Origin of the sequence: Nocardia sp. 852002-20019_SCH5090214 (assembly GCF_001665865.1) — a bacterium.
Lineage (GTDB): Bacteria > Actinomycetota > Actinomycetes > Mycobacteriales > Mycobacteriaceae > Nocardia > Nocardia nova.
Map to the genome: position 1 here is coordinate 1 of NZ_LZMK01000045.1, position 12,790 is coordinate 12,790.

At 67.8% G+C, this 12,790-nt stretch carries 14 protein-coding genes; 12 read left to right on the forward strand and 2 right to left on the reverse strand.

Annotation, left to right across the window (positions count from 1 at the left end; translation table 11 throughout):
- The first annotated feature begins 475 nt into the window (after window positions 1-475).
- Both A5780_RS05310 and A5780_RS05315 read left to right on the forward strand, forming a co-directional pair.
- Window positions 476-784, forward strand: a complete 309-nt coding sequence (locus tag A5780_RS05310) for a hypothetical protein (RefSeq protein ID WP_064903252.1) — start codon at window positions 476-478, stop codon at window positions 782-784.
- Between the two features lie 184 nt (window positions 785-968).
- A complete protein-coding gene (locus A5780_RS05315; protein ID WP_064907855.1) occupies window positions 969-1,985 on the forward strand; it encodes a lysophospholipid acyltransferase family protein in 1,017 nt (338 codons plus the stop codon).
- Window positions 1,986-2,006: 21 nt separating this feature from the next.
- On the opposite strand, the gene A5780_RS05320 is transcribed toward A5780_RS05315, so the two are convergent.
- A complete protein-coding gene (locus A5780_RS05320) occupies window positions 2,007-2,456 on the reverse strand; it encodes a MarR family winged helix-turn-helix transcriptional regulator (protein WP_064903256.1) in 450 nt (149 codons plus the stop codon).
- A gap of 118 nt (window positions 2,457-2,574) precedes the next feature.
- Between A5780_RS05320 and A5780_RS05325 the strand changes: the two genes are divergently transcribed.
- The 9 genes from A5780_RS05325 (at window position 2,575) to A5780_RS05365 (ending at window position 10,617) form a co-directional block, all read left to right on the forward strand.
- Window positions 2,575-3,009 (forward strand): SPW repeat protein, encoded by a 435-nt coding sequence (locus tag A5780_RS05325; RefSeq protein ID WP_063018649.1) that lies wholly within the window; start codon window positions 2,575-2,577, stop codon window positions 3,007-3,009.
- A gap of 86 nt (window positions 3,010-3,095) precedes the next feature.
- Complete coding sequence (locus A5780_RS05330) at window positions 3,096-4,127, forward strand: SDR family oxidoreductase (protein WP_064903258.1); 1,032 nt, start codon at window positions 3,096-3,098, stop codon at window positions 4,125-4,127.
- Window positions 4,124-4,468, forward strand: a complete 345-nt coding sequence (locus tag A5780_RS05335; RefSeq protein ID WP_146098592.1) for a hypothetical protein — start codon at window positions 4,124-4,126, stop codon at window positions 4,466-4,468. Before A5780_RS05330 ends, A5780_RS05335 begins: the two co-directional genes overlap by 4 nt.
- Window positions 4,469-4,773: 305 nt before the next feature.
- Complete coding sequence (locus A5780_RS05340; RefSeq protein ID WP_064907858.1) at window positions 4,774-5,901, forward strand: DegT/DnrJ/EryC1/StrS aminotransferase family protein; 1,128 nt, start codon at window positions 4,774-4,776, stop codon at window positions 5,899-5,901.
- Between the two features lie 19 nt (window positions 5,902-5,920).
- Entirely contained in the window at window positions 5,921-6,859 is a 939-nt protein-coding gene (locus tag A5780_RS05345; RefSeq protein WP_197516592.1) for an NAD(P)-dependent oxidoreductase, read from the forward strand.
- A gap of 2 nt (window positions 6,860-6,861) precedes the next feature.
- A complete protein-coding gene (locus A5780_RS05350) occupies window positions 6,862-7,974 on the forward strand; it encodes a glycosyl hydrolase (protein ID WP_064903264.1) in 1,113 nt (370 codons plus the stop codon).
- Window positions 7,971-8,888 carry a DMT family transporter gene (locus A5780_RS05355; protein ID WP_063018631.1) on the forward strand — a complete coding sequence of 306 codons (918 nt, stop codon included), beginning with the start codon at window positions 7,971-7,973 and terminating at the stop codon, window positions 8,886-8,888. The genes A5780_RS05350 and A5780_RS05355 overlap by 4 nt, the downstream gene beginning before the upstream one ends.
- On the forward strand, window positions 8,885-9,868 hold the full coding sequence (galE, locus tag A5780_RS05360; RefSeq protein ID WP_064907859.1) for a UDP-glucose 4-epimerase GalE: 984 nt from the start codon (window positions 8,885-8,887) through the stop codon (window positions 9,866-9,868). Before A5780_RS05355 ends, galE begins: the two co-directional genes overlap by 4 nt.
- Window positions 9,865-10,617 (forward strand): polysaccharide deacetylase family protein, encoded by a 753-nt coding sequence (locus tag A5780_RS05365; RefSeq protein WP_064907860.1) that lies wholly within the window; start codon window positions 9,865-9,867, stop codon window positions 10,615-10,617. Before galE ends, A5780_RS05365 begins: the two co-directional genes overlap by 4 nt.
- A gap of 48 nt (window positions 10,618-10,665) precedes the next feature.
- Here the strand turns inward: A5780_RS05365 and A5780_RS05370 are convergent, their stop codons facing one another.
- Complete coding sequence (locus A5780_RS05370; RefSeq protein WP_156769367.1) at window positions 10,666-11,664, reverse strand: 4,5-dihydroxyphthalate decarboxylase; 999 nt, start codon at window positions 11,662-11,664, stop codon at window positions 10,666-10,668.
- Window positions 11,665-11,772: 108 nt separating this feature from the next.
- On the opposite strand from A5780_RS05370, the gene A5780_RS05375 reads away from it, so the two are divergent.
- Window positions 11,773-12,642, forward strand: a complete 870-nt coding sequence (locus A5780_RS05375; RefSeq protein WP_064907861.1) for a LysR family transcriptional regulator — start codon at window positions 11,773-11,775, stop codon at window positions 12,640-12,642.
- Window positions 12,643-12,790: the final 148 nt, after the last annotated feature.

The window sequence follows — 12,790 nt, forward strand, 5'->3', positions numbered from 1 at the left end:
GATCCATCTGGGCCTGATGCAGGGCGTGCTGGAGGGCCGGGCCGCGCCGCTGGCAGTCGAGCGGCTCGAGGCATTCGCGGAACCCGATCTGTGCTTGGCCCATCTCACCACCACCGGCAGCGCCGGGCCCGCCCCGGCGCAAACGGACTCCGCGCGATAACCAGCGCCGGGGCCGGCATCGTATCCTCCACGACCTGCCCCTGCCCTGGTCGTTCACCGTCCGCCGTGGCGACCCGGCAATCGAACTGACGCGGCTGATTGTTCACATCCACCTCCGACGGTCTGTTCTGCGTCACGTCCGTGGCGGGCATGTGACCCACCTCCTAGTTTTTACAATATTGCTTTGTATAAACTGATTCGTGCGAGGCTCGCCAGCCAAGCCACCCCGGTTATGACACGCGTCATTCATGACCCACCGGCCCGGCAGGGCGGCGACTCGACACAACCGCCCATACCGGAGATTCGAGGAAATGCGATGACCACCGCGATGCTTCCCCCGCCCCCGATCCACCACCCGCTCGAGATCCCGCAGCACGCGGTCGGCGTTATCCACCGGGTGCGAGACGCCGTGCGCGCGTTACCCGCTCCGACACTTCCGCGGGACATGCTCGCGGCAACGACGGTGGGCGATCTCGCCTTCACTCACGTCATCGACGCCCGCACTCTCGCCGTCGTCGCCCGCAAGGACCGCCACATCCAGCCGATCGCCGCGATGATCACCGAACACCTGCTCGGCGTCACCGCGACCGTGGTCGGCAGCGCGATCATGGTCACCCTCCGCTGACCGTTCCGCCACTGTCCACAGCGACGCCACGTTGATCCCGGCCCCGCTGAGCTCGAACCGGCCGAGGGGCCGGGAAGTGTTTCCGCAACGAATCGAACGGTGGTGCTCACTATGCCTATCGGGAAAGCCACGATAGTTCCGGCACTCGATGACCCCTGGCCGAGGCCGGAACGGGGTCGGGCTGATGAGTGACGTGGCCAAGGTGATTCGACTGCGCGACAGCGACTTCGAGGCGCGGCAACGGCCGGCGTCGCGGCAATGGCCGAGCCGGCCGGCGTTACGCCCGGTGACGTCACTGACCGGGCGACTGGCGCCGGCGACCCCGCGCAGCCCGGGCGCCTCGGCCGGCGCCACGATCATCAACGGAATCCGCGGCACCGCCGAATTCGCTCGCCGCCGCTTCACCGGCGACTACAGGGTCGACGAGTTCGGCTTGGACGAACACCTGTTGGAATCGGTTCTGCTGCCGGCTCTGCGGCCCCTGTCCGACCTCTGGTTCCGGGTGCAGGTCACCGGCGTCGACAACATCCCCGATACCGGCGGCGCCCTGATCGTGGCCAACCACGCGGGCGTACTCCCCATCGACGCCCTGATGCTCCAGCTGGCCGTGCACGACCGACACCCCGAACAACGGCTTCTGCGGTTGCTGGCCGCCGATCTGGTCTTCGACCTGCCCATCCTGGGCGGGTTGGCCCGCAAGGCCGGGCATACCCTGGCCTGCCCCGCCGACGCCGAACGCCTGCTGCGCTCCGGCGAGCTGGCCGGAGTGTTCCCCGAAGGGTTCAAGGGTGTCGGCAAGCCCTACCGTCAGCGGTACAAGCTGCAGCGGTTCGGACGCGGCGGATTCGCTTCTGCGGCGGTCGAGGCGCGCGTGCCGATCATTCCGTGCTCGATCGTCGGCTCCGAGGAGATCTACCCCAAGCTCGCCGACATCACCCCGCTGGCCCGGCTGCTCGGGTTGCCCTACTTCCCGGTGACACCGACATTCCCGCACCTTGGCGTGCTCGGTGCAGTCCCGCTGCCCTCCAAGTGGTACATCGAATTCGGCACCCCGATCCCGACCGACGGCTTCGCCCCGGCGGCCGCCGGCGATCCGATGGCCATGTTCGACCTCGCCGGCCACATCCGCGAAACCATTCAACAGACGCTGTACAAACTGCTCGCCAAACGTCCGCACCCTTTCACCGGCCCCGACAACTAACCGCACTTCGAGGCTGTCGGTTCAGAGCTGTGCCTGCAGGCCGGTAGTGGCCGAGCCGGTCACTGCATCGACGAGCGGGGTCAGCCGACGAAGTTCTTCCAGATGGGTAGCACTGAGCTGGGCGAGAGCACGTTTTCCGGTCTCGGTCAGGGAGAGGCGCACGACGCGTCGGTCCGTGCCGCCTTCCCGGTTGCGGGTGACGAGCCCGAGTTGTTCGGTGCGATCGATCAGCTGCACCACGCTGTGGTGCCGGGTGCACAGGTATTCCGCGAGCTCGCCGATGCTGGGTCCATCCGGGCCTAGATGGCCTCGGATCGCCAGGAGCAGTTGGTGCTGCGCGGCGGTGAGTCCCACGTCGGCCGCCCGGTGTTCACTCCAGCGCAGGAACCGGCGCAGTCCGACGCGGAACATCAACAGCCGCGAGTACTCCTGATCGGTGAGATCGGGCGACGACGTCGACTCATATGTCATGTCATGATATTATCATGTCATGACATAAGACCGGCGGTGTTCCGGACCGGTTCCGCCTCTCGTCGTTGTCGATCTCAGCCGCTGGTCTTCACCGTGCAGCCGAAAGGTGGTGGAAGACATGGCTACTGACGCCATGAACATGAGCCTGCATCCCGACATCGTGGAGTTGCGGGCCAAGTACGAGAAGTACGAACTCGCCGCGATGGAACCGGCCGCGCAAGCTGTCATCGGCGTGATGTTCCTGACCGGGCTCTACATCGCGATCTCGGCGTGGGTCGTCGGTTTCCACGGCTATCCGACCTTGACCGCGAACAACCTGATCGTCGGAACCGCTCTGGCGGTGCTGGCGCTGGGGTTCGCCTCGATGTACGGACGCGTGCACGGCATCGTCTGGGCCGCTCCGCTGATCGGCGTCTGGATGATCATCAGCCCCTGGGTGGTCAGCGGCAATGTCGCCCATCCCGCGACGATCTGGAGCAACGTGGTCGCCGGTGCGGTCGCCGTGCTGCTCGGGCTGAGCTCGATGGCACTGGGCATGCGCCGGACCGCATGAGCGCGAACCGCCAACGATGGAGTGCGAGCCGATAACCAGTGGGATTCGGCTCGCACCGGACAGCAGGGGGGAGGAACGGAGGGTGTATGACCGACAGCGAACATAAGTCGCGGGTGGTTGTGGTGACCGGTGCCAGCGGCGGTATCGGCCGCGCGACTGCGGTGGCCTTCGGCCGGCGAGGGGACAGGGTAGCGCTGCTGGCCAGGGGCGAAACCGGTTTGGCGGCCGCGGCCGAGCAGATTCGTCGGGCGGGCGGTACCGCTCTGGTCGTGCCCACCGATGTGGCCGAGAGCGAGCAGGTGACAGCGGCGGCCGAGCGGGTCGAACAGGAACTCGGGCCGGTCGATGTGTGGGTGAATGTCGCGTTCACTTCCGTGTTCGCACCGTTCGACGAGATCGAGCCCGCGGAGTTCCGGCGGGTCACCGAGGTCTCCTACCTCGGCTACGTCTACGCCACGATGGCGGCTCTGAAGCGGATGAAGGCCCGCAATCGAGGCACGATCGTGCATGTCGGGTCGGCGCTGGCGTATCGCGGCATCCCGCTGCAGAGCGCCTATTGCGGAGCGAAACATGCCATTCAAGGTTTTCACGAGTCGTTGCGATGCGAACTGCTGCACGAGCGCAGCGGGGTGCGGGTGACCATGGTGCAGATGCCCGCGGTGAACACGCCGCAGTTCTCATGGGTGCTGTCGCGGCTGCCGAAGCAGGCTCAGCCGGTGCCGCCGATCTACCAGCCGGAGGTCGCCGCCCGCGCTGTGCTGTACGCCGCCGACCACCCGAACCGACGCGAATACTGGGTGGGCGGCAGCACCGCGGCCACGCTGGCCGCCAATGCGATCGCGCCGGGCCTGCTCGATCGTTATCTAGCCAAAACGGGTTTCGATTCCCAGCAGACCGATCAACCCCGCGACCCCGAACAGCCCGAAAATCTGTGGCATCCCGCCGATGGCGAGCAGGGCAGGGACTTCGGCGCCCACGGCATCTTCGATGCCCGGTCCACCGGACACAGTGCGCAGTTGTGGGCCGGTCAGCACCACGGCGCGGTGGCCGCTGCCGTCGCCGGGGTCGCTACGGCGGCGCTGGGCCTGTGGTCCCGTTCGCGCCGGTCCCGGCTGTGAGCGCCCGCGCATCCGGTTCGGCGGTCCGGCGGAGCCGGCTGGCGGGCATCGTCGCCGGCGTATGCGGTGTGATTCTGCTGAGCGCTCCCCGCCGGTTCGTCGGCCCCGCCCCGAGGGCCGTGACCGTGGCGCGGCTGCTCGGCGCCCGATACGGCGTGCAGGGCGCAATGCTGCTGGTGGTGCCTCGACCGCCGGTCCGCGTCGTGCGCGCGGTGGATGTCCTGCACGCCCTGAGCATGCTCGCATTCCTCGGCTCACCCCGATACCGGCGCCCGGCCCTGGCCAGCGCCGCACTCTCGGTCGGCCTGACGCTGCTGGCCCGGCCGAGCAACCGTCGGTGATCGCCTCGGACCGCACCGACACGCCGTGCGAAAAGGTGAGCCGTGGGGCTCCGATGTGGTGACCAGGACGCTGACCGCGTGACGGATCGGATCGAATAATCGCTGGTAGAGGTGCTCGCCCGTGTAAGATTCGTCCTGCTTGGTCGAAATGGATGATGCCGCGGCTGGAGCCGGTGGGTACTCGGCCTTCCGTGTTCGTGCGTAGCCCGGTTGTGTAGTGGCAGTACGGCGGCGCATTTCGAGTTGGTCCGATGGCGTCCGCGGTAGCCGACAAATGGATACTTCGCTGACGAGGGAAGGCTCGTATGCAGATTCCGGCTGCGCGAATCCTGTTCACCGACGATGATCGAGACGAAATCGCCCGTCGTGTCACCACCGCGCTGAGCACCGGTGCGCTCACTCTCGGGCCCAATACGCGAGAGTTCGAATCCGATTTCGCCGCCGCCCACGGCGCCCCCTATGCGGTCGCGGTCAGCAGCGGAACCGCCGCGTTGGAGATCATCCTGCGCAGCGTCGGCGTTGCCGGACGTGACGTCGTCGTGCCGGCGAATACCTTCGCCGCCACCGGATTTTCGGTGCTGCGCGCGGGCGGCAACCCGGTCTTCGCCGACGTCGATCGCGATACCTTCGCGCTGTCGCCCGCGACCGTGGAGGCCGCGCTCGGACCCGACACGGCGGCCGTCGTGCTCGTCCATATCGGCGGATTGGTCTCGCCCGATGCGCCGGCCCTGCGGGAGCTGTGCGACGAGCGGGGGATCGTGCTCATCGAGGATGCGGCGCATGCCCACGGCTGTAGCTACGGTGGGCGGTTCGCGGGCTCCTTCGGCGTCGCGGGTGCTTTCTCGTTCTATCCGACGAAGGTGCTGACCAGCGGCGAGGGCGGAATGATCGTGACCGCCGACGAGCGTATCCGCGACGAGGCCGTGATCTACCGAGACCAGGGCAAGGCCGGCTTCCTCGGAAACGTGCACATCCGTGAGGGGTATGCCTGGCGGATGAGTGAGCTGCACGCTGCGGTCGGCCTGGTTCACCTGCGTCACCTTCCCGAATTTCTGCGGGTGCGCCAGGCCGCGGCACACCGCTACGACGCGGCGATCGACGCGATGGACGGATTCGAGCGGCTCGCCATCGCTCCCGAAGGGCGCAGCAACTACTACAAGTACATCGTGTTGCCCACCGACGACATCGACCGGGCGCAGTTCAAGAAGGCGGTCAAGGAACGGTTCGGGGTCGCGCTGACCGGTGAGGTGTACGAGGCGCCGCTGCATCGGCAACCGGTGTTCGAGCGCTTCGGCGGCCGCCGGCTCGAGGTTGCCGACGATATCTGTGCCCGGCACATCTGCCTGCCGTTGCATTCCGACATGACCGATGCCGAGGTCGATCATGTGCTGGCTGCGTTGTGCGAGGTCCGAGACACACTGATGGGAGGCTGAACAAGACATGCGGATCGGAGTGACAGGCGGCTCCGGCTTCATCGGAGCCCACGTGATTCACCGGCTCGCCGAATCCGGACACACGGTCTACGCCCTGGATACGGTCGCCCCGTCGAGTCCGGACCCTCGAGCGCGATTCCGCCGGGTGGACGTGCTCGACTCGTCCGCCGTCGTCGGCGCCTCGGCGGATCTCGAGGTGATCTTCCATTTGGCCGGCATGTCGAATGTCGATGTGGCGCATCGCGATCCGCTGCGGACGGTGCGATTGAACGTGGACGGCACCGCCAACATCCTGGACGCGGCCCGCGTCCACGGCCTGCGCCGAGTCGTCTTCGCCAGCACCGTATGGGTGTACGGGGCCGCCTTCGACGTCTCGGACGGAACGCGGCCGCTGACGGAGGCGGCGCCGATGGCGTTGGCCAAGGCCGGCCACATCTACACCTCGACGAAGATCGCCGCGGAGATGCTGATCCACAGCTACGCCGAGACCTACGACGTGCCGTTCACGATTTTGCGCTACGGCGTGCCGTATGGGCCCGGCATGAGAGACGAACTCGTCCTGGCCCGATTCGTTCGCAAAGCCATCGCGGGTGAGCCGCTGACTGTCGCCGGAGACGGCAAACAATTCCGCAACTACGTTTTCGTCGAGGACCTCGCCGACGCGCATGCACGCGTGCTCGACGACGCTGCCGAGAACCAGGTGATCGCGCTCGAAGGCAGCGAGCGGGTGAGTGTGCTCGATATGGCGGAGGCGGTGCAGGCGCGTTTTCCCGGTACCCCGATCGAGCATGTTCCGGCGCGGCCGGGTGATTTCCGGGGCATCGACGTATCGAACGCCCTGGCCGACAAGCTGATCGGGTGGCGACCCACGACCTCGTTCCAGGACGGCGTCCGGCGATACGTCGAGTGGTATCTGGCGGAGCATCCGGACACGGCCGCGGCCCGCGGAAACGGGTAGCTATGTCGACTCCCTCCGCGCTGCTGCTGTCCGGCTCGCTCGGTATGGGACACGATGTGATGGCCGACGCATGCGCGGTGTCGCTGCGCCGGCGCGGCTGGGCGACCGACACGGTCGACAGCATGCGCATGATGGGAAACCGTCGAGGTGGACTCGGCGAGAAGGTGTTTCGCGGCATGCTCGCCGTGCCCGGCCTGTACGACGCCTTCCACTTCGGGCCACTGCGCTCCGGGGGCCGGCTGGCCCGGTTCATCGACGCGGCATCGTGCCGCTACCTGGTTCCGGCCCTGGACGCGCGGCTGCGCGACCGGCCGGTGCAGTTGCTGGTGTCGGTGTTCGCCACCGGCGCCGCCGCGGCCAGTCGGATCAAGGATCGTCATCCCGATGTGGTGAATGCGGTGTTCTGCACCGACACCTGCCCGCATCGGTTGTGGGTGCATCCGAACACCGATCTCTACCTGGTGACCTCGGACCCGGCGGCCCGCTACATCCGGCGCTTCGAACCCGGCGCGGAGATCGCGGTGGTACCGGCGCCGGTACGCCCGCAGTTCTACCGGGCGCCGCCGCAAGCCGAGGCGCGGGACGCGTTGGGCGTGCCCCGGAACGCGAAATGCGTGCTGCTCATATCGGGGGCGTGGGGTATCGGTCCGCTGGCCGAGGCGGCCGACCTGATCGCGCGCGCGGGCGTTCACGTGCTGGTCGTGGCGGGCCGCAATGCCGGACTGGAAGCGCGGCTGCGGTCGATGGCCGCTGGAACGGAGCGGATCGTCCCCTTCGGTTTCACCGACGAGATTCCCGTGCTGATGTCCGCCGCCGATCTCGTCATCACCTCGTCGGGGGATACCTGCGCCGAGGCGAGAGTGATCGGCCGCGACTTGCTGCTGCTCGACGTCGTGCCCGGACACGGTCGAGACAACCTCCATCAGGAGCTCGTGCGTGGCGCTGCCGCGGTGACCTCCGCGCAACCGGAGGCGATCCGGCGTTGCGTTCTGGCTTGTCTGGAGCGAATCGAACCACCGCCGACTCGAATTGCCGTCGAACCCGAGGCGTGGGAAGAGGCGTTCGGCGCCACGCTGGACCGGGTCGGGCTGGGCGGCCGGGCGTCGGCGCCGTGAATCAGTCGCTGACTTACGGGTTGCCGGCGGTGGTCGTAGCCGCGGCGCTGTACGGGTGCGCGCCGGCAATCCAGGCCACGGCGGCGCGGCGGACCGCGCACGGCGGCGGCCTGGGACTGCTGTTGCTGGCGCGGCTCGCCGTGCGGCCGCTGTGGCTGTTCGGATTGGCTTGTGAGATGGGCGGTTTCGCGGCCGAGGCATACGCGTTCTCGGTGGCGCCGGCGACTCTGGTCGCGCCCTTGCTGACCCTGGACATGGTGTTTCTCGTTGTGATTGCCCGCCGCGGTCTCGATGAACGGCTGGCGGCGGTGGGGCGCTACGGGATCGTCGCGATGGTGCTCGGCACCGGCCTGATGGCGTATGCGTTCAACGACGAATCGGCACTCGGTTCGCCCGCGTCGAACGTAGAGATGCTCCTGTTCGTCGTTGGCGGCGTAGTGGCCGCCGCGGCCGGGGCGGTCGTGGGGGACCTCGGTACCAGGACCCCACGACCATGGGTCGCGGCGCTCGGGTTCGGCACCGCGGCGGGAATCGCCTACGGCATCGCAACGGTCGCGACACGCCAGGTCGGACTCACTTTCGAGCTACACCGTCCCTGGACGATGCTCGCCACGCCGACACCGTATGTCCTGGCGGTATGTTCGGTGCTCGGGATCAGCCTGCTGCAGCGCGGTCTGCAGGCGGGCGCCGCGGTCCTCACATTTCCGGTCGCCAGCTTTCTGTCCTCGTTCGTTCCCGTCGTGCTCGGTGTCACCGTGCTCGGTGACGAGATCCCCGGAGGCGGCGCGGGCGCCGCCTTCGTCCTCGCGTTGCTGGCGGTATCTGTCGGTGTGACATGTCTCGGCCGCGATCGCGCGTCGGCCGCGCGCAGGCTCGAGGCGGAGACCGACCCGACCCCGAGGAGGGTAGGGTGAGCTGGCTGGTGACCGGTGGTGGCGGTTATATCGGATCGCACGTGGTGCGCGCGCTCCGTGCGACCGGCCGGTCCGTGGTCGTCCTCGACGATTTCTCGACCGGTCGCCGCGCTGCGATACCCGATGATGTCGCGACGGTCGCGGCGTCGGTCACCGACTTCGCGGCCATGACCGCCGCACTGCGCGACCACGAAATCACCGGAGTCGCCCACCTCGCCGGCCGGAAATCGGCAGTGGATTCGATGTCCCACCCGCTCGAGTACTACGAGCAGAACACCGGCGGAACCCGCACCTTGCTCGCCGCGATGCGCGCTACCGGCGTCGAACATCTCGTATTCTCTTCCAGCGCAGCGATATACGGCTCGCAGGTCGGAGACGGTTCGGTACGCGAACAGACACCGCCGTGCCCGATAAACCCGTACGGGCGCAGCAAGCTCGCATGCGAGTGGATCGTCGCCGACGCCGCCGCGGCGTTCGACGCGCTGAGTTCGACCGTACTGCGCTATTTCAACGTCGCGGGGGCGGGCGGCCCGGGGCTCGGGGATCGAAACGCGACCGGCTTGATTCCCAATGTGCTGCACGCGATTTCGACCGGCCGGCCGCCGGTCGTCTTCGGTGCGGACTACCCGACGCCGGACGGATCCTGCGTCCGCGACTTCGTACACGTGCTCGATGTCGCGAACGCACACGTCAGCGCGGTCGAACGGCTCGAGTGCGGCGGGACGGGGAATTCGGTGTACAACGTCGGCACCGGGCGCGGGTACTCGGTATTCGAAATTCTCGATGCCGCCCACGCGGTGACCGGTGAGCGGTTCCGGTACGAGGTCGGCGACCGACGGCCGGGCGACCCGCCCCGCGTGATCGCCGATATCGCCAGAATCGGTCGGGAACTGGGGTGGCACGCGCGGCTGGGACTCGCTGACATGCTGGGCAGCGAGTGGGAAGCGCGAAACGCCGTGCGGGGGCGAACGAGCGCATGAAATCCGCTGTCGCGCAGGCGATGATCGCTGGTGCCGGTGCCGTGACGCTCAATGCGCTCCCATCGGTCACGGCGATCTCCGCGGTTCGCGAGCACCTGACCCCTCGCCTGTCCGGATACGCGGATACCGGCACGGTCGCATTGACCTTCGACGACGGTCCGGATCCGGCGTCGACACCGGCCGTCCTGGACGCACTGGCCACTGCCGGCGTGCACGCGACGTTCTTCCTCCTCGGATCGATGCTCGAGCGGGCACCGGCGCTCGGCGCTCGGATCGTCGCGGAAGGTCACGAGGTAGCGCTGCACGGCTGGAGCCACCGCTGCCTGCTGGCGCGCGGGCCGGTATCGACGCACCGCGACATCGCGCGCGCGTACGGCCTGATCGCGGAGACGACTCGGAGTAGACCGCTGCACTACCGACCGCCCTACGGAATACTCTCGGCCGCGGCGCTGACCACGGCCCGGCGGCTGGAAATGACGCCGGTGCTGTGGACCGCGTGCGGTAAGGACTGGATGCGGACCGCAACGCCGGACACGGTGGCACGCCGAGTGATCCGCGAACTCCGCCCCGGGGGCACCATCCTGCTGCACGACTCCGACTGCACATCGGCGCCAGGCTCGTGGCGCGCGACCCTGGAGGCGCTGCCGCGAATTTTGACCGAGTGTGCCGAGCGTGATCTGTGTGTCGGCTCTCTGGCGGAGCGGACCCGCACCCAGGGGAGTGAGGCCGACAGCCGCACGGGGAGCTGATCGCTACCATGGGGCCACCCCTGATGCTGGACCGCGGAAGTTCGACGGTCAGGTGTCGAGCAGTTCTCGGGCGAAGAGGTCCTCGATCGCCCACTGTCGCGAGGACAGTCCCTGTTCGGCGTGGTAGCGCAGATAGGTGTCGAGGGTGGGGCGGTTGGCCGCGATGCCGTAGGGCCACCAGTCGTCGCCGAATTGCTCGGCGTTGCGTTCGACCAGTGCGTTGAACCACGGCACCATGGTCTGCACCTCGTAGAGGCGGCGATTGCGGCGATAGTATTCCGCCACAGTGTCTTTCGCCTCGTTGAAGACCCGGAAGATTTCGCGCGCGAGGCCGGGACGTTCGCGCAGCAGGTCGCGGCGCACGACGATGACGTGCATGATCGGGAAGAGCCCGGTGCGCCGGTGATACTCGCGCTCCAGGAGTTCGGCGTCGGGAAACAGGCGGGCGACGTTCGGTGATCCGTCGAGTACGCACTGAGGGACGTTCGCCGAGAACAGGGCCTCGATCTCGCCCGCGTCCAGCATCGCGCTCAGACAGGCGCCCTCGGGTGCGGCGGTCACCTCGACGTCGGCGGGAGGCGGGTGCGGTACGAAATCGAAGGGGGCCATGGGTTTGTCCAGTCCGCCGATCACCCAGCGGCTGCGTTCCGGGTGAAAGTCGTAATCGTCGGCGAAGATGCCTTTGGCCCACACGCCGGAGTCCTGACCGTAGGTGCCGAACTCCCCGATGGTGCGCCCGGCGAGCTGCGCGGGGCGAGTGATACCGGCGTGGACGTTGACGAAGACGCAGGAATGACGGAACACCCGGTTCGGGAAGATCGGCAGCGCCACGTACGGTAGGCCCGCGTCGAGCAGGCGCAGGTAGAACGTGAGTCCCAGTTCCGCGATGTCGTATCCCCGGTCGCGGATCGTCCGTTCGAAGATCTCCGGCAGGGTGGCCGCGGTGTGCATGGTGAGCGCGCTGCCGTCGACGGTGGTGGTCGCATCGAACAGTGCGCGGGTGGTGTCGTAGCGGAAACAATCGGCGGTGAGCGTGTCGTCGGTCATGAGCGTGAATCTCCTTTCGGTTCTGCGCTTTCCACGGTGGCCGGTGGACGTACAAGGTGTCCAAGTCCCGCTCCGCATCCTCGATACCCTCTCGGTATCGTGCGTGGGGTGGATCTTCGCCTGCTCCGGTACTTCGTGGCCGTCGCGGAGGAGCGCCATGTCGGCCGGGCGGCGCACCGCCTGCACATGACCCAACCGCCGCTGACCCGCGCGATCCGCGAACTCGAGGACTACGTGGGTGTGGCGTTGTTCGAGCGCACGCCCAAGGGTGTCGTCCCGACTGCGGCCGGATCGGTGTTGTACGAGGAGGCGTGCGCCCTGCTGCGCCGGGCCGACCGCATCCGCGAGCGGGTGACCACCGCGGCCGGCACCGCGACACTGACCATCGGGACACTGGCCGATACCGCCGCCCACGTCGACAGCCGGCTGGTGGCCGCGTTTCGCGCCCGCCATCCGCATGTGCAGGTCAGGATTCACGAAACCGATCTCGGCGATCCGACGGCCGGGCTGCGCGCCGGGCTCGTGGACGTGGCGCTGACCCGAACTCCGTTCGACGCCAACGGAATCGGCATGCGTGTGCTCCGCTCGATACCGGTCGGTGTGGTGATGCGCGAGAACGATCCCCTCGCCCACCGTTCGTCGGTCACGGCGGACGATCTGACCGACCGCCGCTGGGTGCGGCTGCCCGCCGAGACCGACCCGGCGTGGACCGCGTACTGGACGTGCGGCACACCCGATGGCGCCGCGCCGGAACTGCGCACGATCCAGGAATGCCTGCAAGCGGTCCTCTGGAACGGGACCTCGGCCCTCGCCCCGCTCGACCAGCCACTACCCGCCGGGCTGGTGACCGTCCCGTTTCCCGATCGCCCGCCGAGCCGTCTGGTCGTGGCATGGTCGAAAACCGCTCGCAGCCCGCTGATCCGCAGTTTCGTCCGGACAGCCGCGGAGGAATACGGCGCCCCGGACGACGGCGCCTGAACGTACCGGCGCGCGGGCGGTGCTGAATCGAGAACTAGCGGATGATCTCGTGAACGAACGTACTACGAGAACGCCGCCACAACTTGACCGTCGGATTCGATGAAATCGAGTTGCTCTAGGCAGTAAGTCGAGATCGAATCGAGCGCAC

Coding starts and splice junctions, on each gene's coding strand:
- A5780_RS05365 (WP_064907860.1), top strand. CDS start 9,865: ATGAAATCCGCTGTCGCGCAGGCGATGATCGCTGGTGCCGGTGCCGTG.
- A5780_RS05350 (WP_064903264.1), top strand. CDS start 6,862: ATGTCGACTCCCTCCGCGCTGCTGCTGTCCGGCTCGCTCGGTATGGGA.
- A5780_RS05315 (WP_064907855.1), top strand. CDS start 969: ATGAGTGACGTGGCCAAGGTGATTCGACTGCGCGACAGCGACTTCGAG.
- A5780_RS05330 (WP_064903258.1), top strand. CDS start 3,096: ATGACCGACAGCGAACATAAGTCGCGGGTGGTTGTGGTGACCGGTGCC.
- A5780_RS05320 (WP_064903256.1), bottom strand. CDS start 2,456: ATGACATATGAGTCGACGTCGTCGCCCGATCTCACCGATCAGGAGTAC.
- A5780_RS05325 (WP_063018649.1), top strand. CDS start 2,575: ATGGCTACTGACGCCATGAACATGAGCCTGCATCCCGACATCGTGGAG.
- A5780_RS05310 (WP_064903252.1), top strand. CDS start 476: ATGACCACCGCGATGCTTCCCCCGCCCCCGATCCACCACCCGCTCGAG.
- A5780_RS05340 (WP_064907858.1), top strand. CDS start 4,774: ATGCAGATTCCGGCTGCGCGAATCCTGTTCACCGACGATGATCGAGAC.
- A5780_RS05370 (WP_156769367.1), bottom strand. CDS start 11,664: ATGACCGACGACACGCTCACCGCCGATTGTTTCCGCTACGACACCACC.